The 25,081-nt window shown below is 65.7% G+C and carries 23 protein-coding genes and 1 pseudogene; 9 read left to right on the top strand and 15 right to left on the bottom strand.

Annotated features, from left to right (window positions below):
• Positions 1-59: 59 nt before the first annotated feature.
• The 4 genes from N8888_RS17655 to N8888_RS17640 form a co-directional block, all read right to left on the bottom strand.
• Entirely contained in the window at positions 60-1,148 is a 1,089-nt protein-coding gene (locus tag N8888_RS17655; RefSeq protein WP_263176282.1) for an alpha/beta hydrolase family protein, read from the bottom strand.
• Between the two features lie 30 nt (positions 1,149-1,178).
• Positions 1,179-2,003, bottom strand: a complete 825-nt coding sequence (locus tag N8888_RS17650) for an AraC family transcriptional regulator (protein WP_263176280.1) — start codon at positions 2,001-2,003, stop codon at positions 1,179-1,181.
• A gap of 181 nt (positions 2,004-2,184) precedes the next feature.
• Positions 2,185-2,781 (bottom strand): S8 family serine peptidase, encoded by a 597-nt coding sequence (locus N8888_RS17645; protein ID WP_317629473.1) that lies wholly within the window; start codon positions 2,779-2,781, stop codon positions 2,185-2,187.
• The gene (locus N8888_RS17640; RefSeq protein ID WP_263176277.1) at positions 2,781-4,556 is read right to left on the bottom strand and encodes a S8 family serine peptidase; all 1,776 of its coding nucleotides are present in this window, start codon (positions 4,554-4,556) and stop codon (positions 2,781-2,783) included. The genes N8888_RS17645 and N8888_RS17640 overlap by 1 nt, the downstream gene beginning before the upstream one ends.
• A gap of 286 nt (positions 4,557-4,842) precedes the next feature.
• Between N8888_RS17640 and N8888_RS17635 the strand changes: the two genes are divergently transcribed.
• On the top strand, positions 4,843-5,283 hold the full coding sequence (locus N8888_RS17635) for a DUF2231 domain-containing protein (protein WP_053518153.1): 441 nt from the start codon (positions 4,843-4,845) through the stop codon (positions 5,281-5,283).
• Complete coding sequence (locus N8888_RS17630) at positions 5,276-6,586, top strand: PQQ-dependent sugar dehydrogenase (protein ID WP_262218994.1); 1,311 nt, start codon at positions 5,276-5,278, stop codon at positions 6,584-6,586. Before N8888_RS17635 ends, N8888_RS17630 begins: the two co-directional genes overlap by 8 nt.
• A 130-nt stretch (positions 6,587-6,716) precedes the next feature.
• On the opposite strand, the gene N8888_RS17625 is transcribed toward N8888_RS17630, so the two are convergent.
• The gene (locus tag N8888_RS17625) at positions 6,717-7,379 is read right to left on the bottom strand and encodes an exopolysaccharide biosynthesis protein (RefSeq protein ID WP_111187236.1); all 663 of its coding nucleotides are present in this window, start codon (positions 7,377-7,379) and stop codon (positions 6,717-6,719) included.
• Positions 7,380-7,528: 149 nt separating this feature from the next.
• On the opposite strand from N8888_RS17625, the gene yidA reads away from it, so the two are divergent.
• A complete protein-coding gene (gene yidA, locus N8888_RS17620; RefSeq protein WP_065174342.1) occupies positions 7,529-8,362 on the top strand; it encodes a sugar-phosphatase in 834 nt (277 codons plus the stop codon).
• Between the two features lie 213 nt (positions 8,363-8,575).
• On the opposite strand, the gene N8888_RS17615 is transcribed toward yidA, so the two are convergent.
• From N8888_RS17615 to N8888_RS17600, 4 genes are read right to left on the bottom strand one after another with little or no spacing between them, the layout of a single operon-like run.
• Positions 8,576-10,468: a phosphoethanolamine transferase gene (locus N8888_RS17615; protein WP_263176273.1), complete on the bottom strand. Its 1,893-nt coding sequence runs from the start codon at positions 10,466-10,468 to the stop codon at positions 8,576-8,578.
• A 49-nt stretch (positions 10,469-10,517) separates the two neighbouring features.
• Positions 10,518-10,934: a diacylglycerol kinase gene (locus N8888_RS17610; RefSeq protein WP_111187238.1), complete on the bottom strand. Its 417-nt coding sequence runs from the start codon at positions 10,932-10,934 to the stop codon at positions 10,518-10,520.
• Between the two features lie 60 nt (positions 10,935-10,994).
• Positions 10,995-12,257 (bottom strand): sensor histidine kinase, encoded by a 1,263-nt coding sequence (locus N8888_RS17605; RefSeq protein ID WP_263176271.1) that lies wholly within the window; start codon positions 12,255-12,257, stop codon positions 10,995-10,997.
• 3 nt (positions 12,258-12,260) lie between these two features.
• Complete coding sequence (locus N8888_RS17600; RefSeq protein WP_111187239.1) at positions 12,261-12,956, bottom strand: response regulator transcription factor; 696 nt, start codon at positions 12,954-12,956, stop codon at positions 12,261-12,263.
• A 194-nt stretch (positions 12,957-13,150) separates the two neighbouring features.
• Between N8888_RS17600 and N8888_RS17595 the strand changes: the two genes are divergently transcribed.
• The gene (locus N8888_RS17595; RefSeq protein WP_053518143.1) at positions 13,151-13,588 is read left to right on the top strand and encodes an NUDIX hydrolase; all 438 of its coding nucleotides are present in this window, start codon (positions 13,151-13,153) and stop codon (positions 13,586-13,588) included.
• 7 nt (positions 13,589-13,595) lie between these two features.
• On the opposite strand, the gene N8888_RS17590 is transcribed toward N8888_RS17595, so the two are convergent.
• Positions 13,596-15,101, bottom strand: a complete 1,506-nt coding sequence (locus tag N8888_RS17590; RefSeq protein WP_263176267.1) for a YifB family Mg chelatase-like AAA ATPase — start codon at positions 15,099-15,101, stop codon at positions 13,596-13,598.
• Between the two features lie 265 nt (positions 15,102-15,366).
• Here N8888_RS17590 and N8888_RS17585 point away from each other — a divergent pair, with 265 nt between their 5' ends.
• Entirely contained in the window at positions 15,367-18,360 is a 2,994-nt protein-coding gene (locus N8888_RS17585; protein WP_263176266.1) for a TonB-dependent receptor, read from the top strand.
• A 67-nt stretch (positions 18,361-18,427) separates the two neighbouring features.
• Here the strand turns inward: N8888_RS17585 and N8888_RS18780 are convergent.
• A pseudogene (locus N8888_RS18780) lies at positions 18,428-18,795 on the bottom strand (hypothetical protein).
• 599 nt (positions 18,796-19,394) lie between these two features.
• Here N8888_RS18780 and N8888_RS17575 point away from each other — a divergent pair.
• A complete protein-coding gene (locus N8888_RS17575; RefSeq protein ID WP_263176263.1) occupies positions 19,395-19,997 on the top strand; it encodes a DUF998 domain-containing protein in 603 nt (200 codons plus the stop codon).
• A gap of 104 nt (positions 19,998-20,101) precedes the next feature.
• On the top strand, positions 20,102-20,536 hold the full coding sequence (locus N8888_RS17570; protein ID WP_263176261.1) for a DUF4279 domain-containing protein: 435 nt from the start codon (positions 20,102-20,104) through the stop codon (positions 20,534-20,536).
• A gap of 4 nt (positions 20,537-20,540) precedes the next feature.
• Here N8888_RS17570 and arr read toward each other — a convergent pair whose 3' ends face one another.
• Positions 20,541-20,975 carry an NAD(+)--rifampin ADP-ribosyltransferase gene (arr, locus tag N8888_RS17565; RefSeq protein WP_074900061.1) on the bottom strand — a complete coding sequence of 145 codons (435 nt, stop codon included), beginning with the start codon at positions 20,973-20,975 and terminating at the stop codon, positions 20,541-20,543.
• Positions 20,976-21,100: 125 nt separating this feature from the next.
• Entirely contained in the window at positions 21,101-21,352 is a 252-nt protein-coding gene (gene ubiK / locus N8888_RS17560; RefSeq protein WP_053518135.1) for a ubiquinone biosynthesis accessory factor UbiK, read from the bottom strand.
• Between the two features lie 154 nt (positions 21,353-21,506).
• On the opposite strand from ubiK, the gene N8888_RS17555 reads away from it, so the two are divergent.
• A complete protein-coding gene (locus N8888_RS17555) occupies positions 21,507-21,845 on the top strand; it encodes a P-II family nitrogen regulator (protein WP_065174353.1) in 339 nt (112 codons plus the stop codon).
• 147 nt (positions 21,846-21,992) lie between these two features.
• Here the strand turns inward: N8888_RS17555 and N8888_RS17550 are convergent, their stop codons facing one another.
• Positions 21,993-22,652, bottom strand: a complete 660-nt coding sequence (locus N8888_RS17550; RefSeq protein ID WP_053518133.1) for an RIO1 family regulatory kinase/ATPase domain-containing protein — start codon at positions 22,650-22,652, stop codon at positions 21,993-21,995.
• Positions 22,653-23,099: 447 nt separating this feature from the next.
• On the opposite strand from N8888_RS17550, the gene N8888_RS17545 reads away from it, so the two are divergent.
• Positions 23,100-24,005, top strand: a complete 906-nt coding sequence (locus tag N8888_RS17545; protein ID WP_053520375.1) for an aspartyl/asparaginyl beta-hydroxylase domain-containing protein — start codon at positions 23,100-23,102, stop codon at positions 24,003-24,005.
• A 77-nt stretch (positions 24,006-24,082) separates the two neighbouring features.
• Here N8888_RS17545 and speE read toward each other — a convergent pair whose 3' ends face one another.
• Entirely contained in the window at positions 24,083-24,937 is an 855-nt protein-coding gene (gene speE, locus N8888_RS17540) for a polyamine aminopropyltransferase (RefSeq protein WP_053520374.1), read from the bottom strand.
• Between the last annotated feature and the right edge of the window lie 144 nt (positions 24,938-25,081).

The raw sequence follows: 25,081 nt of genomic DNA, 5'->3' as shown, positions 1-25,081 counted from the left end.
TGTAGTGGCACGGGCCTTCGCGCGCCGTCGTCATCCGTGCAACCGGGCGTCGCGAAGCGCTATGGTCGCGGCTTCAGGGCGGCCTCGAAAAACCGCTGCGCCTCCGCCACGGTGCGTGCATGCGTCTGCGCTCTTGGCGTCTGGCTGCTGCACAGGGCGGGCAGTCGCTGCTGGCCCAGCGGCGTGCATTCGGACAGGAAGTCGTAGTGGCCGACACCGGGCAGGACATCCAGTCTCGCCTCCGTGATGGACGCCTTGGCGACCTCCGCGTTGGTGGCTGCAGGAGCGACCGTGTCCGCCGCGCCCTGGATGATCGACACCGGTTGCCGCAGCGCCTGCAACTGCTGGGGCGGGAACGCCTGCATGATCGCCGGTGCCATCAGGAACACGGCGCGCACACCCGGGACCGGGCGGGCATCATCGGCGTGGGCCATCCACGGCGCCAGATCCGCCGCCGCCGCCGCGGCCTTGCGAGCCTCCAGGGTGTGCGACGGCGCCTCGCTCTGGGGCTGGCACACACCGTCATCCGGATGGGCTTCGCAGAAGTCACGCAACCGCCGCAGGTCCGGTCGCGCCCCCGCCGCCAGCAGGGCCGTGTAGCCTCCGGCCGAGAAGCCCATTACACCGATCCGCTCCGCATCCACGTGCGGCCCCAGCTTGGGATCGGCCTGCACGGCGGCCAATGCGGCGCGCAGATCATCCGCACGCAGCCAGCTCAGCATGCTGCCCTGCAGGGTCAATTCATCCACGCCGTTGTTGCCGGGATGGTCGACGGCGATCACCAGATAACCGGCGCGCGCCAACGCGGTGCCCAGCCAGCCCATCATGCGGGCGCTGCCGCCGTTGCCATGCGAGAGCAGCAAGGTCGGCAGGCGGCCACCGGCAATGGCGGCCTCCGGCGCCGCCTGGCCCACCACGAACAGCGGTGCATCGGGCGGACCGATACGCAGTGGCACTTCGCTGCTGCCCGCCATAGCCGGATACCAGACGGTGTAGCGAAGCGTATCGCGCTGCTGCGCATCGCGTACCGCAGCGCTGGCCACGGTGGTCACCGCCTGGTGTTCGCCGGCCAGGCCACTGCCGGGGACGCCGGCGAGCGACGCGGGGGCAATCAGGACCAGGCCCAGCAGCAGGTGCATCAAGCGCATCGCACGACTCCTTTCAGTGTGTTGCATTCATCAGGGGTGGGGGTCCACGGGCAGCCAGATCTCCACACCGCCATTGCCGCTGTGCTCGTCGAAGCGGGCGTCGTAGCGTTCCAGGTCCGGCGCCGCGGCAAGACTCAATCCGGAGGTGGGCAGATAGTGATCCAGCAACCAGAACCAGGTGGCGCGGATGGACGAGATGTGGCCGTCATGCCAGGCCACCAGATAGCGGCGCGCGGGAATCTGCAGGCGCTGCCAATGTGCTGGAATCGAGGTTAGCGCGGCGCTGGGCAATGCGGCCAGGTAGGTGAATCCGCCGTCGTCATCGCTGTCGTGGCATACACCAAAACTGACCGGTGCGGGTTTGGGCCATTCCCGGTTGAGCTGCGCCCATTGGCCGGGGATGGCGCCACTGCTGTGGCGGGTGTGGCGCATGCCGATTCCGGCCACCTGGAACGAAGGCGTGTCGAGCAGGCGCGGTGCCACGCTGCAGGCGGTGGGAATGTCGTCCACGCGCGCAGCCTGCACCAGGACCAGATCCGCAGTGCCGGACTCGCGCACCCGTTCGGGGGTCTGCCCGAACTGCTCGCAGAAGGCACGGGTGAACGCGGCATGCGTGGAATAACCCGCGTCCATCGCCACCGGCAGGATTTCGTCGGCGCCGTCGGCCAGCCGCTGCGCTGCCATGCTCAAGCGGCGGCCGCGCAGGTAGCGCATCACCGACGTGCCGATGCGCGCGTGGAACAGACGCGACAGATGGAAGGGCGACAGGCCAGCGGCTGCCGCGATATCGGCCAACGCCAGCGGACGGCCCGCATGGGTTTCGATGTACCACAACGCCTTGCCTGCCGCGCTCATCCCGCCATCCCCGCTGCACTGTCCGGCACAGTAGCGGATCGGCTGCCGCTGCGCTTAGCAGTTCTTGCGCAGTGGACGCCAGACATGGGGGAGAGAACCGGGCCGCCGGTCGACTCCGGCAAAGTCCCCGGCCGGCCGGGAGAGCCGGCCCGCCGGGGATACCACACAACGCTTTACCGCCTTACTTGGTTTCTTCCCACTGCACGACGTCGGGCTCGGCGGCGCGGATGCCGGCGGTCGACAGCAGTCGTGTGGTCGCGTCCAGTGCGGCGTTCACCGATGGGTACTCGACGATCGCACGGCCGGAGGCCTTGGACACCTTCACCACGGTGCCGCCGGTGGCCGTTGCCGCGCGCTGTGCGGAGGCCGCATCGGTGAAGAAGACCTTTACCCGGGAGGTGGCCACCACCGGCGCGCCGTCGCTGGAAACGGCGGCGGCGAACTTGCCGGCACCAGCATCCAGACGTGCAGCGGCGCCGGTGCTGCTGGCCTCGGTGGAGCGCTTGCTGCGGGTACCGGTGGCGGGCGCCGGTGCGTCGGTCGAGGGCATGATGCGGAACTCACCGCCCTTGGCCTGCTGCACGGTGGCCGACGGCGCCAGCTGGAAGCGGGTCGCGCCCACGTTGAACGCGCGGCCCGTGGCCCTGGCCTTCAGTTCCTGTGCGTCCACGGCAGACAGGCTCCGGGCTGTGGGGGCCTGGGTCGAGCTCTGCGCCCAGGTGGTAGAGGAGATCGCCGCGACGGCGAGGGTGGTCAACAGAATGGTCGTCTTCATCATCAGTGCCCCAGAACGCGGATCTTGAAGAATTCGAGGCTGCCGCGCGACGCTGCGTTCGCGGACTGCCCCATGTCGGTCACTTCCAGGGTCCAGGTGCCGTTGCCGGTCTCATCCAGGAAGGCGTTGCTGGACAGCAGGTCCCAATTGGTGAAGTTGCGCTGGATCGCCACGGAACCCGACAGGCCGGAGCCGATCGAGGTGAACGCCGGTTGCACCACGCTGCGCGTCCCGCTGGGCGAAACCAGCACGAACTGCAGCTGGCGGCTGTTGCTGTGATTCACCCGGAAGCCCAGCTGCACCGATTCGACGTTGCGTGCGACATTGGCCAGCTGCACCGTCAGCCGCGCTGCCGCAGCGGAGGTGTTGCCGATGGCGACCCGGCGCGTGGTGTTGCGCCACCCGCTGTCCACCAGCGGGCCCAGCGACTGGAAGTTCTCTGCGACCTGCACCGCGCGCGCTGCGTTGACCACGCCGAAGCCGTACCAGTTGCTGTAGGCCCGGTTTGCAGCGTTGACGGTCCAGCCCGGCACCAGCGTGCGTCCATCGGCGAGTGTCACGGCAGGCTGGTTCGGGTGGTTGCGGGTGGCCGTGGTGGCCAGGATGTACTTCACGTCGCGGTACGTCAGGTTGGGATTGGTTTCCAGCACCAGCGCCGCCACGCCCGACACCATCGGCGCCGAGGCCGAGGTGCCATTCATCTTGGCGGTGTAATTGCAGGTGCTGTCGACAGCGGACTGATTGCCGTCCAGTGTGTTGCGCAGGCTCGTGTTCTTGTTGCTGCCCTGCGCGCAGCCGGTGACATCGGTGGTGACGATGGCCGGATCGTAGCGGACGGCAGGCTGGCCCGGGACGACCTGCCGCTGCCAGCCGTACTCGCCACCGAATGCGGACACCCACAGCGCGGCACCGGTGGACGAATAGGACGAACGCACGCCGTCGGCGCGCACCGCACCCACGGTGATCACATTGAACAGATTGTTGCGGGGGTCGCGGCCGGCAGGCACGCAGCCGGTGCCGCGGTTCTTGGTGTCGGTGGTGCAGACATCCTGCGTCTGGCTGATCGATGCGTTGTTGAAGTTGTTGCCGGCGGACTTCACGTAGATGCCGCCGCTGCCGCCGCGCGTGCCGGACAGGGCCTGCTCGTACGCGCGGATATCGTTCTCGCTGAACGCGAACGGCAGGTTCGGGTTGCCCGGGCCTGCGCCCCAGCTGTTGTTGAACACCTGCACGTCGGCGGCCTCTGCGCCGTCCCACCACGAGTACTCGATGTTGGCCGTCTGGCTGCCGCTTGCATCGGAGGCCAGTACGTTGAAGCCCTTCAGCGTGGCCGCCGGGGCGACGCCGCGCACGCCCACGCCGTTGGCGCCCACCGCGCCGGCAATGCCGCCGACCATGGTGCCGTGATTGTCCACATCCGGAGCGGAGGGGGAGGGGTTGTTGGAGTTGTTGGCAAAGTTCTTGCCCGCCACGGCTGCCACATTGGCGGCCAAGTCCGGGTGGGCGATCTGCAGGCCGTCGTCGACGATGCCGATTATCACTCCTTCGCCGCGGATGCCATTGCGGAACAGCCCATCCACGTTCAGATCATTGCCGGCAACCGGGCGCGTGTCGCCCTGTACCGCTTGCCCGGTGTTGAGCAGATGCCATTGGATGCCGGCCAGCGGATCGGCCTGCTGGGCCTGGGCGGTCACGGCCAAACTGCCCAGTACCAGGGCAGTGGCCAGGGCCAGCCGCGCGGAGCGCGGTGGCGCGGAGTGGTGCGTGTGTCGCTTCATACACGAATCCTTCTGTTGTGAATCGGCCTGGCAGGACGGCGGGACGGAATTGCCCCATCGCAACGAGCCAAACGCGACACAACCGAGAACCCCCTACCTCTTCACGGCAGCAATCTGCAGATGTGCCGATTGCGTCACAAACACTTATGTCTCGCGGTAATGACGACTGCGCATTCCTGTTGTAAGGCCGAGCCTGGCCTCGTCGCAGAACCGAAGGCTCATCGCGCGCCTTCACCACCGACTGTGCTACCAAGGCCCCTGCACTTCCCCGCAATGGAGCAGGACGATGGTCAATCCGCTGGCCCAGGCCCATCGTGGCCTTGGCACGACGCTGTTCAGCCTGTTGAACCCGATCCCGTTCGGCTTCTTCGTCGGCGCCCTCATCTTCGATGCCATCTACCTCAACTCTGCCGAGGTGATGTGGGGCAAATCTGCGGCCTGGTTGATCACGTTCGGCCTGCTCATCGCCATCGTGCCGCGACTGATCAACCTGTTCGCCGTCTGGCGCCGGGGCAACACTGCCACGCGCATCGACCGCCTCGATTTCCTGCTCAATCTGGTGGCGGTCGCCCTGGCCATCTGGAACGCCTTCGTGCACAGCCGTGATGCGTATGCGGTGGCCGTTCCCGGCACGATCCTGTCAGCGCTGACCGTTGCACTGATCGGTCTTGGCCATGTCCTGTTGTCACTGCAGCCGCCGGTGCTGCAAGGAGGCCGTCATGGTTGATCGCATCGTGCCTGCTGCAGGCGGGCTGGTCCTGGCCGCAATCCTGTCGGCGTGTGCCGGCAAAGCCGAATATCACCCCAGCGAACAATCCGGTGCGCATCCGCCGCTGCCGGCGCCGGAGAACTACCTGATGCCGCCCATGCAGGTACCGCGCGGGGTGGGCTGGGCCGTTGGGCAGGCGCCGTCGGTGGCCGACGGACTGAAGATCGAGCGCATCGCTGCCAACCTGCAGCACCCGCGCCGCCTGCTGACCCTGCCCAATGGCGATGTGCTGGTGGTGGAAGGCAACGGTCCGGGCACCGAGCCGGTCACCACCCCCAAGCAATGGATTGCCGGCAAGGTAAAGGCGCGCTCGGGCAAGGCCGGCAAGGGAGGCAACCGGGTCACGCTGCTGCGGCGCGCGCCTGGCACTGCCACATGGAGCCAGCACGTCTACATCGAGGGCCTGCATTCGCCATTCGGCATCGCCCTGATCGGCGACACGCTGTACGTCGCCAACACCGACAACATCATGAAGTACCACTACGTGCCCGGCGAAACGCGCATGTCCGACAAGGGCAGCGAATTCACCGACCTCCCCAGCACCGTCAACCACCACTGGACCAAGGATCTGCTGGCCAGCCGCGATGGCAGCAAGCTGTACGTGGGCGTGGGCTCCAACAGCAACATCACCGAAAACGGCCTGGCCATCGAGTACCGGCGCGCGGTGGTGCTGGAGGTGGACGTGGCGACCAGCGGCAGCCGCATCTATGCCTCCGGCCTGCGCAACCCCACCGGCCTGGACTGGGAACCCAGCACCGGCAGGCTGTGGGCAGTGGTGAACGAGCGTGACGAGATCGGTGCCGACCTGGTGCCGGACTATCTCACCTCGGTACAGGAACATGGTTTCTACGGCTGGCCGTACAGCTACTACGGCCAGCATGTGGACGAGCGTGTGCAGCCGCAGCGGCCGGATCTGGTGGCCAAAGCGATCCGCCCGGACTACGCCATCGGTTCGCACGTGGCACCGTTGGGGCTGCTGTTCTATACCGGCCAGGCACTGCCGGCGAAGTACCACGGCGGCGCCTTCATCGGCGAACATGGCAGCTGGGACCGCTCTCCGCTGAGCGGCTATGAAGTGGTGTATGTGCCGTTCAAGGATGGCAGGCCGACGGGGCGTCCGCAGACCGTGGTCAGTGGCTTTGCCTCGGAGGACGAGAAGACATTGAGGGGCGCACCGGTGGGCATGGCCATCGACAGCGAGGGCGCCCTGCTGGTGGCCGACGACGTCGGCGATGTGGTGTGGCGTGTGTCGGCCAGGTAGCTCTGCAGAGTCCAGCCATGCTCGACTGCTCTGGATCTGGCTTCTGTAGGGCCGAGCCCATGCTCGGCCTACGCGCGCAGCGCTGGGTTTCCGCGTACAGGTCGAAGAGCAGCCGAACGTGGGCTCGACTCTACAGTTCCGTGGTACCGCTGCGGATCCCGCTGAACACCGATTCGGCCGCAAACCCGACGCCGCCCAGCAGCACGCCGAAGTACGCAACCGTGGCGACCAGGAAGGCATAGCCGGCCGCCACCGCCGCGCCATCACGCTGGATGAATCCGATGGCGAAGGACATCAGGGCAAGTGCCGGCAGCGTGTTGCTGAAGGGAATCGGCCCGGCCGGCGCCATCAGTAGCAGCGTGGCCACGATCAGGGCCAGGTTGTTCAGGCGCATCATTCTCTTCGAGCGCACCATCACCGCCAGCCGCATCGGTCGCGACAGGCGCTCCATGCGGTGCACCCACTTCAGTGCGCGGCCAAGGTTGGCCTTCAGCTTGTCGGTGGCGATCTCGCGACGGGCCAGCTTCTGGGGCACCCACAGCGGGCGGTTGCGCACCCGGCTCAGGCCGATCAGCAGGATCGAGGCACCGAATACGGTACTCAGCCCGGGAATCGACACCGGAATGATGAAGATGGCCGAGAGCAGGATCACGATCAGCAGCAGGCCTTCATCGCCCAGCGCGCCGAGCAAGGTGCCGACGCTGACCTGGTCACCGGGCAGCTCGTCGATCATCTGCTCGATCTGCTGGGCCAAGGGGGCGCTGTCGTTGGTTTCGGGGGCACGGTAGGTCATGCGTCGCAAGCTTCTCCAGGGAAGGGCGGTCAACGGGCCGTCCTGCGGTGTGGGACGCACAGGCTCTGGCAGTATCCCGGCCAACGTGGGCAAAGAGGTGAACCGGGCATGAGGGGGTAAACTGGCGTGCCCCGCATGAGTTGAACGCAATGGACATGGGCCGCAGGCAATCGACCGTCGAACTGGTCGCCATCGACATGGATGGCACCCTGCTGGATCCCACCCACGCGCTCACCGCACGCGCCAAGCAGGCTATCGCGCAGGCGCGCGCGCTGGGCGTGCACATCGTGCTGACCAGCGGCCGCCCGGTCCCCGGCCTGGCGCCGTTCCTGCACGAACTGGGCATCGATGGCAACGACGACTACTGCATCGCCTGCAACGGCGGCCTGGTGCAGCGCATCGGCACGCGTGAAACGGTGGTCGAGTACCCGCTCAGCTTTGACGATTTCCTGTTCTGCGAGCAGGTGGCGCGCGAACTGGGCGTGCACTTCCAGGCGCTGGACAGCCAGCGCATGTACACGCCCAACCAGGACATCAGCTATTACACGGTGGCCGACTCGCACCTCTCGCGCATGCCGCTGTCGTACCGCCGAGTGGCCGACATGGATCCCACCATGTCCTTCATCAAGCTGATGATGATTGATGAGCCGGAGGTACTGGATGCGGCCATTGCGCGGTTGCCCAGTGAGCTGACCGAGCGTTTCGCGGTGCTGAAGAGCGCACCGTTCTTCCTGGAGGTGTTCGATCATCGTGCAGGCAAGGGCCCCAGCCTGCAGAAACTGGCGGAGCACCTGGGGATCGACCGTGCCAACGTCATGGCCATCGGCGACCAGGAGAACGACCTGACCATGCTGCAGTACGCCGGCACCAGCGTGGCGATGGGCAACGCGATCGATGCGGTGAAGGCCGTGGCGCGCTTCGAGACCACCACCAATGCCGACGAGGGCGTGGCACGCGCGATCGAGCGCTTCGTGCTGCGGTAGGGTCCGCGGCGGTAGGCCGTCTCCTGCGTCGACGCAAGGTTCACACAATGTTGCCGCGTCATGCTTCCTGGCATGGCCCAGTCCGATTCCGCCCAACCACCGATCCGTCCGGGCGTCCGAGCATGCCCGCGACCCGCGCCCTGCGCTGTGCCCGGGGTCGATCTCGACGCCGAATATCAGTTCTGGCAGGTCTATGAGCGTCTTGTCCGCCCCCTACCCGGCGGGGGCCTGCGGCGGGCCTGGCTGGTTCTGCAGGCGGTCTACCGCACCCGCCTGCGATTTCCTGCGGACACCCAGGAAGTCGCGCTCGCGCGGGTCATGTTCGGCAGCAATACCACTGCCGAGCGTTCGGCCGAACTGCAGGACCTCTACGGTCTCGTCAGTCGCCGTCTGGCAGCCGTCGCTGCCCGGGGCAGAGGTGCCTCGCGCAGCGGGGCAGGCGATCGCGCGAGGACCGGACCCCGCTGATGGCCCGCGGCATCCGGCGAAGACATCCAGCCCGGCGTGATACTCGGTGGTACTGACCTGGAACAGGCCCAGCAGTGAGTGGAACAGGTTGTCATGGCTGAACACCCGCGTAGCCGCATCGCGGCGCAGGCACGCAGGATCCAGTTCTGCATGGGAGGCGAACTGCGCGGAGCACCACATGATCATGGGCACCTGGGTCTGCTCCTGTGGCGCGATGAGGTAGGGCGTTCCATGCAGGTACAGGCCGTGCTCGCCGAGTGACTCACCGTGGTCGGAAACGTAGATCAGGGCCACATCGCGGTCGTCCGAGTAGGACTGCAGCAGGTCGATCGCACTGCCGAGCATGCGATCGGTATAGACAAGCGTGTTGTCATACGTGTTGACCAGCGCTTCATTGCTGCACTTCTGGATCTGGTTGCTGTCGCAGGTTGGACTGAAGAGACGGGCGTCTGCGGGGTATCGCTGGAAGTAGGTGGGGCCATGGCTGCCCAGCGGGTGCAGAACGACGAGGCCGTCGCCCTGCATGGCTTCGATGCGCGATGACAGCCCGTGAAGGAGGATTTCGTCAAGGCACGTGCCATCGTCGTTGGTACACAGGCTGTCGACCTTCAACTGTCCCATGTAATCCGTCGGCACCCGCGCACACACGCCCTTGCAGCCGCCATTGTTGTTGTCACGCCAGACCACGTCGACACCGGTCTTCCTCAGGATGTCGAGGACGTTCTCCTGCGACGCGGCCCTCTCCGCATCGAACCGTGTGCGCGGCATGGATGAGAACATGCACGGCAGGGAGATCGCGGTGGCGGTCCCACAGGACGATACGCTCTGGAAGCTGATGACGTTGTCCTTGCGCGACAGCATCGGGTTGGTGGGTCTGTCGTAGCCGTTGAGCTGGAAATTCCGGGATCGGGCGGTCTCCCCTACGACGAGGATCACCAGCCGGGGTCGGGGGCCCCGTGCACGCACGGCGTCGTCGGCCAATGTGCGCAGCGGCTGGAGACGGGCGCGGTGGCTGCTGCCGAGATGGCCATAGGTGTGCCGCACGATGTTCAGTGGCAGTACCTGTTCCCTCAGATAGCGGTTGTTCCGCAGCAGTGATGAATAGTCCTTGTAGAAGCCCAACGCAATGGTGACGAGCACCATCATCGTGGCAAGAACGTTTGCCAGCCACACCAGGGAGGATCGCAGCGGACGGCCGTGATTGCCCGTCCGCATGAGCAGCAGGATGCATGAGGGCAGCACGCCCAGCAGGAGGACGGACAGCACCAGCGGGAGCGAGAAGTAGGAAGCCATCTCGGCCTGATTGGTCTCCAGCACGTTCTGCACCATGCTTCTGTCGATCAGTACGCCGTAATGCAGCATGAAGTAGCTGGCGGCGCTGCTGACGATCAGCAGCAGCGCCAGAAGCGGCTTGCGCAGCAAGGGCAGCATCCCGACGGGTGTCAGCAGGAGGTTGAACAGGCAGAACAGCAGCAATGGCAACGAGCCGATGAACAGTACGCTGCGAAAGCCATGGATCTCCACGATGGACCACAGGCTCTTCCAGAGGGCCATGTTGCCCGCCGTTGCGAAGAACGCGGCCGAGAGCCAGACAAGCGTTACCGGATGTGGCCGATGCCACGTGAAGCAATCGCGCACGTGCAGATCCTGCGGAGCCAGAGAGGCGCGCAGTATCTGGACGCGTTCATCAGGAAGTTGTCAGCTGCGGATGCGGACCCAGCAGGATCACCGCCCATACCAGCGCGACCATCACAAGCACCACGCTCTGCGCAGCGCTGCCCATGTCCTTGGCGTTCTTCGACAGGGGGTGGTACTCGAGCGAGATGCGATCGACCACCGCCTCGATGGCCGAGTTGAGCAGTTCAACCACGAGGCTCAGCAGGCTGACGGCCAGCATCACGGCACGCTCCACCGCGCTGATGTCCAGCACACAGGCGATCGTCATGAGCAGGCCGTGCAGGACAAGCAGCTGGCGGAATGCTGCCTCCCCGCGGAATGTGGCGATGAAACCGTCGCGTGAGTGAATCAGGGTGTGCAGGATGCGTCGGAATCCGGTTCTGCCGTGCCGGTACTTGCCCTCGCCCTGCGGTGCCTGCTGCTGCATTGGTGACCTGCCTCTCCATGAAAAGGTGGCCAGAATGTGGCTGGCAATGTCAGCAAAGTGTCAGGCACGCGCTTGCGGCGAGGACAGGTGAAGCAGGAATCGGCACCCCTGAGCGGATGTCTCCACCTTCATCTGCCACCCAAGGTGCTCTACCACGCGCTGCACGATGGACAGCCCCAGCCCTTCGCCATCCTGGCGTGCGCTGGGAAGGAACCTGCTGAACTGGGCAGGGTCGATGGTCGGGGGCAGGCCCGGACCGGTGTCGGCGATGGCCAGCTCGCCCTCCCGCAGGTCGATGCGGACCTCGCCCTTGTCGGTGTACTGGCAGGCGTTGCGCAGCAGATTCCACACGACGCAATGCGCCAGCTCCGCATGGGTGACCACAGTGACCTCCTCTGGGGCATCCAGCCGCAGTGTCACGGGCTTCCCTGCGAGCCAGGGTGCGCAGCGTGCCATGCACTCCTGGACAATGGCACGCAACGGGACGTCGGTCAGAGAAAGGCTCGCAGGGGATCTGGAGAGCAGCAGCAGGCAGGTCAGCTGGCGTTGCATCTCCTGTGTGGTCCGCAGGATGCGGTCGGCGCTGGGCAGCAGATGGCTGTCGGACGGCAACTGGTGAAGCAGTGTCTCGGCCGCGCCAGCGATGATGGCCAAGGGCGTACGCAGCTCGTGGCTGGCGTCTCCGGCAAAGCACCGCTCGCGGTGCAGGAACCGCTCCAGCTCATCGCTATGCTGGGCAAAGGCACGCGCAAGAACGCCGATTTCGTCGCGCGCGTCCTGGTACGGGAACGGCTTGGATGTGTGCTGCACCGCCTCGGAAAGTCGGGTGATCGGAGCGATGACGTGGGCCGACGTCAGTCGCCCGATCCAGTAGGCACACAGTACGCAGGTCAGGATGACCAGTGCAGCGAAGGCATTGATCAGGTGCTCAAGGTAGGCATAGTGCTCGCCGTCCTGGAGCAGGTAGTAGCGCTTGCCCTCGACATCGAACACCCGCAGGTGCCACTCGTTGGGTGCGGGCTCGCCGTGGTAACCGGGACCATACTGGCGCAGCACGGTCGGCACGTTCTCCTCGTCATAGAGCTGACTGTCCTGCGTGACCACGCGTGGTGATCCAAGGCGGATCGCATCCTCCAGCCTGCGTACCTCGCCATCCTGCGCCCGTGAGACCGCCGAGGCGCGTACCTCGTCATAGTCGACGAGCTCGACCACGGCGATGAAGCACATGGCTCCGGCCATCAGCAGCACGAAGGAGACCGTGATGCGCGTCCGCAGCGACATCCGCTGATAGATCGACGTCCACGCCGTCGGCCCCGTCGGCATGATCTACTCCGGTTGCCCGGGCGCGGCGTTGGAAAGACGCCAGCCTACGCTGTGCACCGTTGCGATGAGCGGGTAGTCGAAGCGCCGATCCACCTGCAGACGCAACTCGTGGATATGCGTTCGCAACGCGCCACTGTCAGGCGGCTCGTCACCCCAGATCAGGTACTCCATGTCCTGCTTGCGCACGACGGCCGGCGCCGCCCGCACCAGTGAAACGAGCAGTTTGTGGGCCGTCGGCGTAAGGCTGATCGCCTTGCCGCACCGCCATGCCTGCGGCGAGCGCGTATCCACCTGCAGCTCCTGCCACGCGATCACCGTGTCCACCTGCCGGCCCTGGGCTCGACGTACCAGGGCCTTGATGCGGGCATCCAGCTCGGCCAGTGAGAACGGCTTGACCAGGTAATCATCCGCGCCCAGGGCAAGGCCCTGCACCCGGTCGTCCACCTGGTCGCGCGCGGTGAGCATCAGGATCGGTATGGGGTTCTGGAACTCCTGCCGAAGCCTGTGGCACAGCGTCATCCCATCGAGGCGGGGCAGCATCAGGTCCAGCAGAACGGCGTCATAGTCGTTCTCCGTCGCGCGGCGCAGCCCGCTGGCGCCGTCCCGCGCATCGTCCAGCACGTAGCCCAGTGGTTCCAGGAACGCATACAGATTGGCTACCAGCTCAGGATTGTCTTCAATGATGAGCAGGCGTGTCATGGGCCGCGCGCATGAGGAGACATGAAGCCCGAACTTTGGCCGATCCACCGACGTTTGCCAAGCCTCGTCGCCCGTTCCGCCAAGGGCCCGCACGCCATGACTGCGGCATGAAGCAGCTGCGCATGTTCTTTTTCATCTCTTGAGCTTTCGCCTATCGTGTGCGGTCCAGCGGGCATCGACAGACGGAGGAAATCATGGAGACCAGACGATCCGCGCGCCTGGTGATCGTCGATGAAGACGGAAGGCTTCTGTTGTTCCGGTACCACGACGAACACCACGCGCCCTTCTGGGCGACCCCGGGCGGTGAACTTCTGCCGGGCGAGAGCTATCTGGACGCGGCGCGGCGCGAGCTCCGGGAAGAAACCGGACTGAACCTGCAGATCGGCAGGCTCGTTGAGGAAAGGGACGCCGTCTATGCGGTCGCCCGTTCGACACCCGCGCGATGGCTGGAGACGTATTTTCTGGTTCACGCTCCCGCACAGCCAGCCATTCGACGTGACGGCTGGACAGAAGAGGAGAACGCCACGATCACGGACTGGAAGTGGTGGCGCGCAGAGGAAATGAGAGAGCAGCCTGCCTGCGTGTTCAAGCCGGAATGGCTGCCGGCATTGCTGGAGCGGCTGCGGTCATGACGCAGCATCATTGGCTCGCCTTCCCCCGATCCAGCTGTCGATAGCCAATCGCCTCGGCCAGATGTGCGGTCTGGATGTTCTCGCACCCGGCCAGATCGGCAATCGTGCGTGCCACGCGCAGAATGCGATGCATCGCACGCGCTGACAGCTGCAGGCGCTCGATGGCGTGTTCCAGAAGATCCTGGTCGGCCTCGCCCAACCGCGTGCACGCGCGCAGCGCAGCGGGCGGCAGATGCGCATTGAGTCCCCCGCGCATCTGCTGCCGCGCATGCGCAGCCTCCACCCGCCCGCGCACCGCATCACTGGGCTCGCCCAGCGGCGTGCTCTCACGCAGCTCCACCGCATCCATGCGCGTCACCGCGACGTGCAGGTCGATGCGGTCCAGCAACGGGCCGGAGACTCGCGCGCGATAGCGGGTGATCCGCTCATCGGTGCACAGGCAACGGTTGCTGCGGTCGCCGGCCCAACCGCAGGGGCAGGGGTTCATCGCCGCGACCAGCTGGAACCGCGCCGGAAACATCACGCTGCGTGCAGCGCGGGCGATGCGGATGTGGCCCGATTCCAGCGGCTCGCGCAGGGTCTCCAGCGCGCTGCGGTTCCATTCGGGAAGTTCGTCCAGGAACAGCACCCCATGGTGCGCCAGTGATATCTCGCCGGGGCAGGGCGGATTGCCGCCGCCCACCAGTGCCGCAGCACTGGCGCTGTGGTGTGGCGCGCGGAACGGTCGTTGCCGCCATCGCTTCGGGTCCAGCCCTTCGCCGCTGACCGAGGCGATGGCCGCCAGCTGCAACGCATCGATCTCGGTGGACGCCGGCAGCAGCCCGGGAAGGCGTGAAGCAAGCAGGGTCTTGCCACAACCGGGGCTGCCGATCAGCAGCAGATGGTGCCCGCCGGCCGCAGCCACTTCCAGCGCGCGCCGTGCATGCACCTGCCCGCGCACATCGGCCAGATCCGGCAGCGGCGGGGGCATGGTGTCCACCCGCTCAACCTGCGGCAGCAGGCGCGGATTGCCCAACCCGGCGCAGCATTCCAGCAACGTGCGGGCCACGCGCACGTCGGCGTGTTCGGCCAGCGCCGATTCGGCCGCATTCCCCGGTGGGACCACCAGGATGCGGCCCGCTTCGGCCGCCGCGATCGCGGCGGGCAGCGCGCCTGCAACCGGGCGCAGCTCGCCGGTCAGGCCCAGCTCGCCCAGGAACTCGTACGGCAGCAGCGACTGCGGCGGGATCTGGCCACTGGCGGCAAGAATGCCCAGAGCGATGGCCAGATCGTAGCGCCCACCTTCCTTGGGCAGGTCGGCGGGCGCCAGGTTCAGGGTGATGCGCCGTTGCGGGAAATCAAAGCGCGCGCAGAGCAGCGCCGCACGTACGCGTTCGCGCGACTCGCGCACACTGGTTTCGGCCAGGCCGACGATCTGGGTGGCGGGCAGGCCACCGGAAAGATGTACTTCCACCCGCACCAGCGGGGCCTCGACCCCGGCGCGGGCACGGCTGTAGACCAGGGCCAGGCTCATGTGTGCTTCCTGCAAAGAGAGGCTCGATGGTGCGGCCATCACTCTGCCCGTCGCCATCAGGCATTGCTGGCCAAGCGCCTAGGGCTTTCCTGCGTGGCACGAGGGTGCGGCACCGACGCGCTCGCGGCGCGCTATGACGGTCGGCCAAAAGCAGATAACCACTGAGCATTTCTGCATTGGGGCGCGGGCGGGGTTAATGAATGTGCGATGTCTGGTCCACCGATTGCGGCTGGCATTGCTTCCCCCACTACCCGTACAGCCCACGATGACGACAGCTCGTTCTTCACTGCGCCCGCGATTGCTGGCGTTGGCGGTGTTGCTTGCCACCGCGTCTCCCACACTTCATGCACAGTCCACCACCGGCGCGATCGCCGGACAGGCGCCGGCCACCGCCCAGCGCATCTTCGTTCGCAGCGATACCGGCCTCACCCGCGAGGTGACGGTCGATGGGCGAGGCCGCTTTACCGTCGGCCAGCTGCCACTGGGCCGCTACGTGGTGGAAGCACGCGATGCCGAAGGGAACGTGCTGCAGACCCGCGAGGGCATTTCGCTGACGGTAGGCGCCAGTACCGAGGTGTCCTTCGCTGACGTCACCCGGCTGGACGGTGTGCAGGTCAGCGCCGACCGGGCAGCGGCTGCGATCGATGTCAGCAGCGTGGACTCGCGCACGGTGATCACGGCCGAGCAGCTGCAGCGCCTGCCACTGGGTCGCTCGGCCGAGGCGATCGCGCAGCTTGCGCCCGGGGTCAACGGCAACAGTGGCAATGGCACCTATGCCGGCCCGACCGGTGCACAGCTGGTGAGCTTCGGCGGTTCGTCCGCTGCCGAGAACGCCTACTACATCAATGGCTTCAACAGCACCGATCCACTGCGCGGTCTGGGTGGCCTCACGCTGCCCTACGGCAGCATCGACCAGCAGGAAATCTACACCGGTGGCTACAGCGCCAAGTACGGCCGTTCCGATGGCGGCGTCATCAATGCGGTGGGCAAGCGCGGCACCAATCAGTGGCGATTCGGTGGCCAGGTCACCTGGGAACCAGCGTCCACGCGCTCGGACAAGGACGATGTGCGTTACCCGGGCAATGGCGCGCTGTATTCACCGGAAAGCCAGGACCGCGAGTGGGTGACCACGCAGAGCATCTACGCCGGTGGTCCGCTGCTGGAAGACCGGCTGTTCTTCTTCGGCTCGTACGAGCTCGAGCGCCGTGAGGGCACCGACGTCAAGAATGTGGAGGCGACCAATGCCTACTCCCGCTATGAGTACGACCGCCCGCGCTGGTACGCCAAGCTGGACTGGAACATCACCGACAACCACCTGCTGGAACTGACCGGAGCCTCCAGCCGCAATGTCTTCCGGGGCGATAGCTTCGCTTACGACTACGACACGCTCACCCGCGGTGCGCAGCGTGGCAAGGAAGACACCACCAAGACCGGTGGCGACCTGTGGACGGCCAAGTACACCGGCTACCTGACCGACCGGCTTACCGTCAGCGCGCAGTATGGCGAAATGCGTACCGATGACTACATCGGCAACCCGGCCTACGACGGAAGCCTGACCTACATCAGCAGCGCCACGCTGCAGAATCCGGCGCTGAACGGTGGTACGCCGATCACCAATGCGCAGACCACGTCGCTGCTGGTCAACCCGGATCGCGGCAACCGCACCAACAACCTGCGACTGGATGCGAACTACAGATGGGGCAACCACAGCATCACGGTCGGCATCGACAACCAGAATGCCCGTGCGCTCAACCGTGGCTCGGTGGCCTCCGCCGACGGTTACTACTGGATCTATGGCCAGTCCAACCCGAACGTGCCCCTCAATACCGGCCTGGGCGTGCCGGCCACCGGCGGCATCCGCAATGGTGAGGAGGGTTATTACGTGCGCCAGTACATCTACAGCGCACTGGCGTCGGTACGCGCCTCGCAGCGGGCGCAGTACATCGAGGACAACTGGCAGGTGACCGACCGCCTGCTGTTGAACCTGGGCCTGCGCCTGGATCAGTTCACCAACTACAACCGCGATGGCGACGCCTACATCAAGCAGACCAGCGGTCAGTGGGCGCCGCGGCTGGGCTTCAGCTGGGACGTCGACGGCGACGGGCGCTTCAAGGTGTTCGGCAACGCGGGTCGCTACTACCTCGCGCTGCCGCTCAACCCGGCCTTCAACGCGGCGGGCGCGACGCTGGCCACCTCGACGTACTACACCTATGGCGGCATCGACAGCAACGGTTATCCAACCGACCTCACCGCGTTCTCCGGCGCGGTGTCGGCCAACAACTACTACGGCGTGCTGCCCGATCCGAAGACGGTGGCGACCTCCGGCATCGAGCCGTCCTACCAGGACGAGTTCATCCTGGGCTTCAGCAGGGCGCTCGGCCAGAACTGGGTGTACGGCGCGAAGGCGACCTATCGGGTGCTGCGCAGCGGCGTGGATGACTACTGCGATATCGGCGCGGTGCTGGCCAAGGCCGACAGCCTGGGGTATGACGTCACCAAGGACAGCAATCCGGTCAGTTGCTGGTTGATCAATCCTGGCCGTGCGAACACCTTCAATCTGGTCGATACCAGCGGCAACTACGTAAGCGTGCCGCTGACCAATGCCGAGATGGGCTTCCCCAGGTTCAAGCGCAACTACTACGCGGTGAACCTGTCGCTGGAGCACCCGTTTGATGGCCGCTGGTATGGCCGGGCGGACTACACGTGGTCGCGCAGCTATGGCACCACCGAAGGGCAGCTGCTGTCGGGCATCGGCCAGACGGCGGTGTCGACCACGCAGGCCTGGGATTACGCGCAGCTGATGGAACACACCAACGGGCCGCAGAGCAACGACCACACCCACCAGTTCAAGCTGCATGGTTACTACCAGTTGACGCCGGAATGGCTGGTCTCGGCCAACATCAAGGTGATTTCCGGCGCGCCGTTCAGCGCATTGGGTTCGTATGGCCCGAACTTCGAAGACCCTTCCGGCTACGGCATTGCCTACCACTTCTACAACGGCCAGCCCGCGCCTCCGGGCAGCCAGGGGCGGCTGCCCTGGCTGAAACAGCTGGATCTGGGTGTCTCCTACCGGCCTTCGGTGGCGGCTGGGCGACTGGGCTTCAACCTGGATGTGTTCAACGTATTCAACAGCCAGGTGGCGTTGTGGAAATCGCCGTACTCCGAGTTGGATCCGGGGCAGCCGGACCCGCTGTACGGCGCAGCGACGGTACGGCAGGCACCGCGCTCGCTGCGCGTCAGCGTGAGCTACGACTACTGAGGGAATGCGACGGCACGGGCGGGTGGCAGCCCGCCCGTGGAGGCCTTGGATGGGGGCCAGCGCAGGCTCAGGCCGGTGGTCGCACCCGTTCCTGGATGAGGGACGTCAGCGCGAGATTGGCCATCAGCAAGCCTTCCATCACCCGATCGCCCACGAACTGTTCGGGCGCTCCGTTCTGGCGCGTGCGCTCGGCCGCCAGCGCGACCTCCTGCACGATGCGCTGCCCTGCCAACGCACAGTCGGCGTCGGCCAGTGCCATCTGCCGACCTCGCAGGGGATGGCGTTCGGGCCAGGGCCGGCCATCAGATGCTGCACCGGACCCGATGCTGTGCAGGGCAGCAATGAGGGTGTTGGGGTCTTGGGGGGTTCGGGTGAGGGCGAGGGCGAGGGCGCTTCCTGGACGGGGCGCGGCGGCGGGGAATGCGGTGTTGTCATGGCAGGCTCCTTGAAAGCAGACAGAAGCCGCCACCGATGGAGGTGGCGGACGATGCGTGGCTCGAAAACCGGGCTGTTGGGAACCGGCGGGCACGAGGCCCCCACGCACCGCCCGCCATAGCCGGCAGACGGACTGCCAGCCGACACCACTTGCGGTGGTGCCGGCTGGCAGGCGCAAACTACTTCCCAACGACGGGTTTTCGAGGCCCGGCCACCGATGCACGATGGCGGAGCAACGATTACCCGCCGTTGTGGGGAATGCCAAGGGATCGGGGCCAATGCCGCCAAGGCCCGAGACGTTTCTGGCATTGTCGCATAGGGGGAAGTGGCGCGAGAGGCTTGAACGGCGGGGCTTTCGGCATTTCTGGGACGGATCCGTCAGATTCGTCTGTTGGAGAGAGACGAGTGCGTTGATTGCGACAGCGTGCGGCGCGCGCCTGCGAAGGTGCGAGTGACTTCCCACCTATTGACCGTCCAGCGCGCCACGCCGAGTCTGACTGCCGCGGCAGGCACGGGGACGTGGCTGCCCGCAGTACGAGAAGGCGGTGGTGTTTGAATGGATTCGCCGCCCCCGCAGACCCCGACAAGGATCATTGCAGATGTTGCGTCACAGCCGACCTCTTCTTTTCGCGGGTCTGATACCCCTGCCATGGTTCCTGTTCTGGACCACCGTTGCTGCGATGCTCGCACCCGGTTACAACCCGATTGCACAGCACGCCAGCGAGCTGCTGCAGGCACCCGCGCTCGCAAGCCTGTGCGGACGGATCGCCGCCATCGGCTGCGGGCTGGGGTTCGTACTGTTTGCCATCGCGCTATGGCGGGAATCCGGTCGCCGGATCGCCGTGGGTGCCGCCTGCTGGATGATCTTTGGCGTCTCCATGTTGACCAATGGGCTCTGGCCCATGGGTCATCCGATGCACGGCTTCTACGCCATCGGTATCGCGAACATCATTGCGCCGGCGATGTCGCATATCGAACTGCGGGCCTGGTCGGCCAACCGAAGGGCCTATGCCGTGACTGCCGTTGTGAGCATCGCGGCAGTGGTCTATCTATGGTTGAACCTGGTGGGCGCGGATCCGCAGGGTTTCAGGGGACTCACCCAGCGCCTGTTCTCTTCCATCAACTCCCTGTGGCCCTTCCTGGTCGCGATGTACCTGCTGCGCAGGGGGCCAAGTGCACTACAGACGCAGCCCGCGCATTGATGGACAGGCGTGCCAGGCACTGGGCAATCGCGCAGGTCCGATCAAGGCTGACATCGACGGGACGCGCATACTGAAAGACATTCCAAAAGGACGACCCGACTTCAATGGCAGCATTCGATCATTCCCTGGTAACGCTTCGATTTTTCGGCGACGACCTTCTGCCGGATGAGATCAGTGCTCTGCTGGGGGCGGCTCCAACCGCCTCGCATCACAAGGGCCAGGAACTTGCAGGCAGCCACTCGGGCGTCGTGCGTATCGCCAGGACCGGAAGCTGGCGAATGGCCGCGATGCGTCGTGAGCCTGAAGATCTGGAGGCTCAGATTTTTGAGATCCTTGATCAGCTCACCGGAGATCCCGCCATATGGAAGTCGCTGGCACGGTTCCGGCCTGACCTGTTCTGCGGCCTTTTCATGGGCAGTAGCAATGATGGTGTCTCGCTTTCGCCCAAGGTCCTGCTCGCCCTGGGAGAGCGCGGCATCGAGCTCGGCCTTGACATCTACGATGCCGATGAAGATGTGCGCAACGCTCAGCACCAATAGACCATCAGTTGATGATCTCGCCACTCCCCGATGCGACGAATTCCCTCAACTGCCGGATGAAGTCCGCATCGTAGGGTTCCCACTCGGTGATCTCACCGACAATCCGCAGCGGCTGCGCACTGCGATACGACCGCGTCGGGTTCCCGGGAAACTTCTTGTTGGTGACGTTCGGGTCGTCCTCGAACGGCCCGGTCGGTGCCACCACGTACACACGCGGCCGCCCCTCGCCCCGGGCCATCTCCGCGGCCAGCCCGGCACCTTTGGCAATCGTGGTGAAGTAGATGTGGTTCATCACCACGCCATCGCGATAGTTGGATCCGTAGCCGGCAACCAGCAGATCGCCCGTGGCCAGGTCGGCCCGGGTGCCGTGATAGAACGGCCCGGCGACCTGATCGCAGGTGTCCTGCGAAACGGGTGTCCATTCGGTGTCCTGCGTCATCGCGATACCCCCAGGTTGTCCTGCCGGATCGACAGGCCGGCGAGTCTAGGGGGCCAGGTGGGCCTTGCTGCAAGGCCCCATCCGGGAAATAATCTGTAAGTGGGAGGCGCAGCGCGCCTCCTTTTTCATTCTGCGGCGCGGCGCCCTTCCAGCTCGCGCACCGCTGTTTCCAGCGCATCCAGCTTCTGGCGGGTCTTCAGCAGCACCGCGCGCTGCACTTCAAATTCCTCGCGCGTGACCAGATCGAGCTTGGCCAGCCCAGCCTGCAGCGCGCTCTTGAAGGTGGCCTGCAGTTCCTCGCGTGATTCGCGCAGGCCCGGCGGCACCAGGTCGCTGAGGCGGCGGGCGAGGTCATCGATTTGGTTCAGGTCGATCATGGGGTGCTCCGTGGGTGGCGCCCGCGCATCAGGCGCGGGCAGGCCGTTCAGCCACAAGGATACTGCCGGCGCGCGCTGCCCGGACAGGCAGCCGCGGCGTCGCACCGGGCGCGTTCAGGCGCTATCCTCCACGCCGGAAGACAGGAGATCGACGATGAAGATGGTCATGGCGGTGATCAAGCCGTTCAAGCTCGACGACGTGCGCGAAGCGATGGCCGAGCGTGGCGTCACCGGCATCACGGTGACGGAGGTCAAGGGCTTCGGCCGCCAGAAGGGGCATACCGAGCTGTACCGTGGCGCCGAGTACGTGGTCGACTTCCTGCCGAAGGTGAAGCTGGAAGTGGCGGTGACCGATGACCAGGTGGAGGCGGTGGTGGAAGCCATCGTCAAGGCGGCCGGTACCGGCAAGATCGGCGACGGCAAGGTATTCGTGTATGACCTGGGCAGCGTGGTGCGTATCCGTACCGGCGAGCTGGACGCAGACGCGCTGTAAGCCGTCCGGCGGGATGTTGTAGAGCCGAGCCGATGCTCGGCTGCCCTTCCGCCGTCATGTAGAGTCGAGCTTGCTCGACTCTACAAAGAGCAGCCGAGCATGGGCTCGGCTCTACAAGGAGCGGTAAAGCGGTGAGCGGAGCGACGCTTACCGGCGCTTCGCCCACTTATAGAACCGCTTCCAGCCCTGGCGCACTGCGGCCACCCAGCCGGGGTCGGCCACCAGGGCGGCCTGGGTGGCGCTGGGCGCCTGCCCGGTCACGCGCTGGCGGATCTTCAGCAGGTTCTTCATGTCGCTGCGGCGCATCTGCCGGGTTAGCGGATTGCGGCGCAGCCAGCGCGGTGCGCGCCAGGCCGAGGTGAAGTCAAGCAGCACCGGTACGCCGCCGCTGACCACCACGTTGGTGCCGTGCAGATCGTTATGGGTGATGCCGGCCGCATGCAGGCGGCTGAGTGCGTGCTGCAGCTGCTCGAACACTTCATTGCCGACTGCCTGGGCGGTGCTGAGGGTCTGGCCGGGAATGAACTCCATGCCCAGTGCCAGGCCTCCCAGTGTTCCCAGCAGCGCCGGCGCGTGCTTCCAGCCGCCCAGGCGCTGCAGCATGCGCGCTTCACGGCGCACCATCAGGCGTGCGACCAGCGACAGCGGCGTGCCGCGATAGCGGGAGTAGTCCTTGATGACGGCCTCGCGGCCATCCAGGCAGGTGCGATAGACATCGGGGGCCAGCAGGCGTTCGCCACGCTTGAGCAGCAGGGGCGTGGTGGCGTCATCGCCGCAGGTCTGGCAGGGGGAGGCAGGAAGGGGCATGGCGGGGTCTCGGACGACCCGGTGGGCGGCGCTGAAGCGTCAAGCGAACCGGTGAGGCGGGGGAAACTGGCTAAACTTTCGTTAAGTCAATTTTAGTACCGGCAAGTTCGCTAATCCACGTTCTGTCGGAGAAATGTCGGGGCCGTGGCTGGAACAGTTCGTCGCGCACGGGCGGACAATTTCGTCTCACTTCTCGGCTTGGGGCATTGAAAATCAATAATTTGAAGAAGAAATCCACCCGTTCAGCCAAGCGCCGCTGAACATGGCGCACGTGTGGCTTGACCCCGGCGCACGGCCTGCCGACCATAAGCTGTTCATCCGCGACATCGGCGGCCGCCCCGTTCCGGCACGTCCCCGTCCCCTGCCGCGTTGCCACCGATGCCGGCCGCCTGCGCCGTGCATCGCCCCCTGATTCCCGTTCCGGCTGCCGCCGGAGGAAAGTTTTTGATGATCAAGATCGTACTGGCAGTGCTGTTCGTGGCCTGCGTGCTGTACATCCACTTCCGTGGCAAGGTCCGCGCGCGCTGGTCGCGCCAGCTGCTGGACCACTCCAGTTTCATGGCCCCGATCAACGTGGTCATGTACATGTTCTCGAAGGTGCCGACCACGCCGTTTCTGGACCCGGGCAAGGAGTTCCCGCAGCTGGAACCCCTGCGCCAGAACTGGCAGATGATCCGTGACGAGGCGCTGGCGCTGCGCGATGCGCAGAAGATCGCTGCGTCCAGCAGTTTCAACGATGCGGGCTTCAACTCGTTCTTCCGCCGTGGCTGGAAGCGCTTCTACCTGCGCTGGTACGGCCCCTCGCACCCGTCAGCGAAGACGCTGTGCCCGAAGACCGTGGCCCTGATCGAGTCGATTCCGGATGTTCGCGCAGCGATGTTCGCGCAGCTGCCGCCGGGCAGCGAGCTGCGTCCGCACCGCGATCCGTTCGCCGGTTCGCTGCGCCTGCACCTGGGCCTGAGCACCCCCAACGATGATGCCTGCTACATCGAAGTGGACGGCATCCGGAAGAGCTGGCGCGACGGCGAGTGGATGATGTTCGACGAAACCTACATCCACCACGCGCATAACGAGACCGAGCAGGACCGAGTGATCCTGTTCTGCGACATCGCGCGCCCGCTGCGCTTCGGCCTGCCGGGCCTGTTCAACCGTGCGGTGGCCGCCACGCTGCTGGCCGGTGGCGCTTCGCCGAACCTGCCAGGTGATCCGACCGGGGGTGTCAACAAGGCATTCGGCAGCCTGTACAAGGTGCGCCTGAAGGCCAAGGCGCTGCGCGAGCGCAGCGTGGTGGCCTACCAGGTCATCAAGTGGGGCCTGGTGGCGGCGGTGATTGCCGGAATCTGGGCGCTGTAAGCGAAACGCCGGGCATCGCCCGGCGTTGCCCGCAAATGAAAAACCCGCGCTGCTGCCAGCGCGGGTTTTTTGTTGGATCAGCTCTTCAGTGCCGCCTGCACGAACGGCGGGGTCACCAGCACGCCGGTGTGCAGCGCGGCGGTGTAGTACAGGGTCGTGAAGGTCTTGGCGGCCGAATCAGCCTGGCGGAAGTCGAAGCTGCTGTCGCCCTTGCGCGCCATGGTCACGCTCCACCAGCCGGTCGGGTAGCACGGCTGCGGGAACGGCAGGGTCTTGAACGAACCGAAGCCGGCCTTGCCCATCTCGGTACGCATCTCGTTGATCAGTTCCAGCTGCATCAGCGGCGATTCGGACTGCTGCACCAGGATGCCATCGTCCTTCAGCGCCTTGAAGCAGCTCTCGTAGAAGGCCTTGTTGAACAGGCCTTCGCCCGGGCCGACCGGGTCGGTGGAGTCCACGATCACCACGTCCACGCTGCCGGCCGGGCAGTTGGCCATGTAGGCCACACCGTCGTCGAACAGCAGTTCGGCGCGCGGATCGTCATTGGAGTCGCACAGCTCCGGGAAGTGCTTGCGCGCCATCACCGTGACCTGCTCGTCGATGTCGCACTGGGTCACGCTCTCCACGCCCTTGTGCTTGAGCACTTCGCGCAGGGTGCCGCAGTCGCCGCCACCGATGATCACCACGCGCTTGGGGGCGGCGTGGGTGAACAGCACCGGGTGGCTGATCATCTCGTGATAGAAGAAGTTGTCCTTGCTGGTCAGCATGATGGCGCCATCGATGGTCATCAGGTTGCCCCAGTCGGTGGTCTGGAAGATCTCGATCTTCTGGAAGGGCGACTGCACCTCGTCCAGCTTGCCGGTGATGCGGTAGCCGATGGCCGAGCCGGTGCGCTCGAAATGCTCGATGTACCAGTTGTTGCTGTCAGTCATGGGACGTGTCCTTCTGGGGTCCTGTTCGGAGGGGGTAGAGCCGGGTTGGCGGCACGGGGCCGCGTGGCGCAAGCCACATCCGGACGGATCGGCCTGTTCAGGTCCGGCAGGAGCCGGGTCACGGGCGCGGGCGCGCATGATAAC

Source organism: Stenotrophomonas maltophilia (assembly GCF_025642255.1).
Lineage (GTDB): Bacteria > Pseudomonadota > Gammaproteobacteria > Xanthomonadales > Xanthomonadaceae > Stenotrophomonas > Stenotrophomonas maltophilia_P.
Note: the sequence above shows the minus strand (reverse complement) of the source record. Positions and strands in the feature narration are given on the sequence as shown.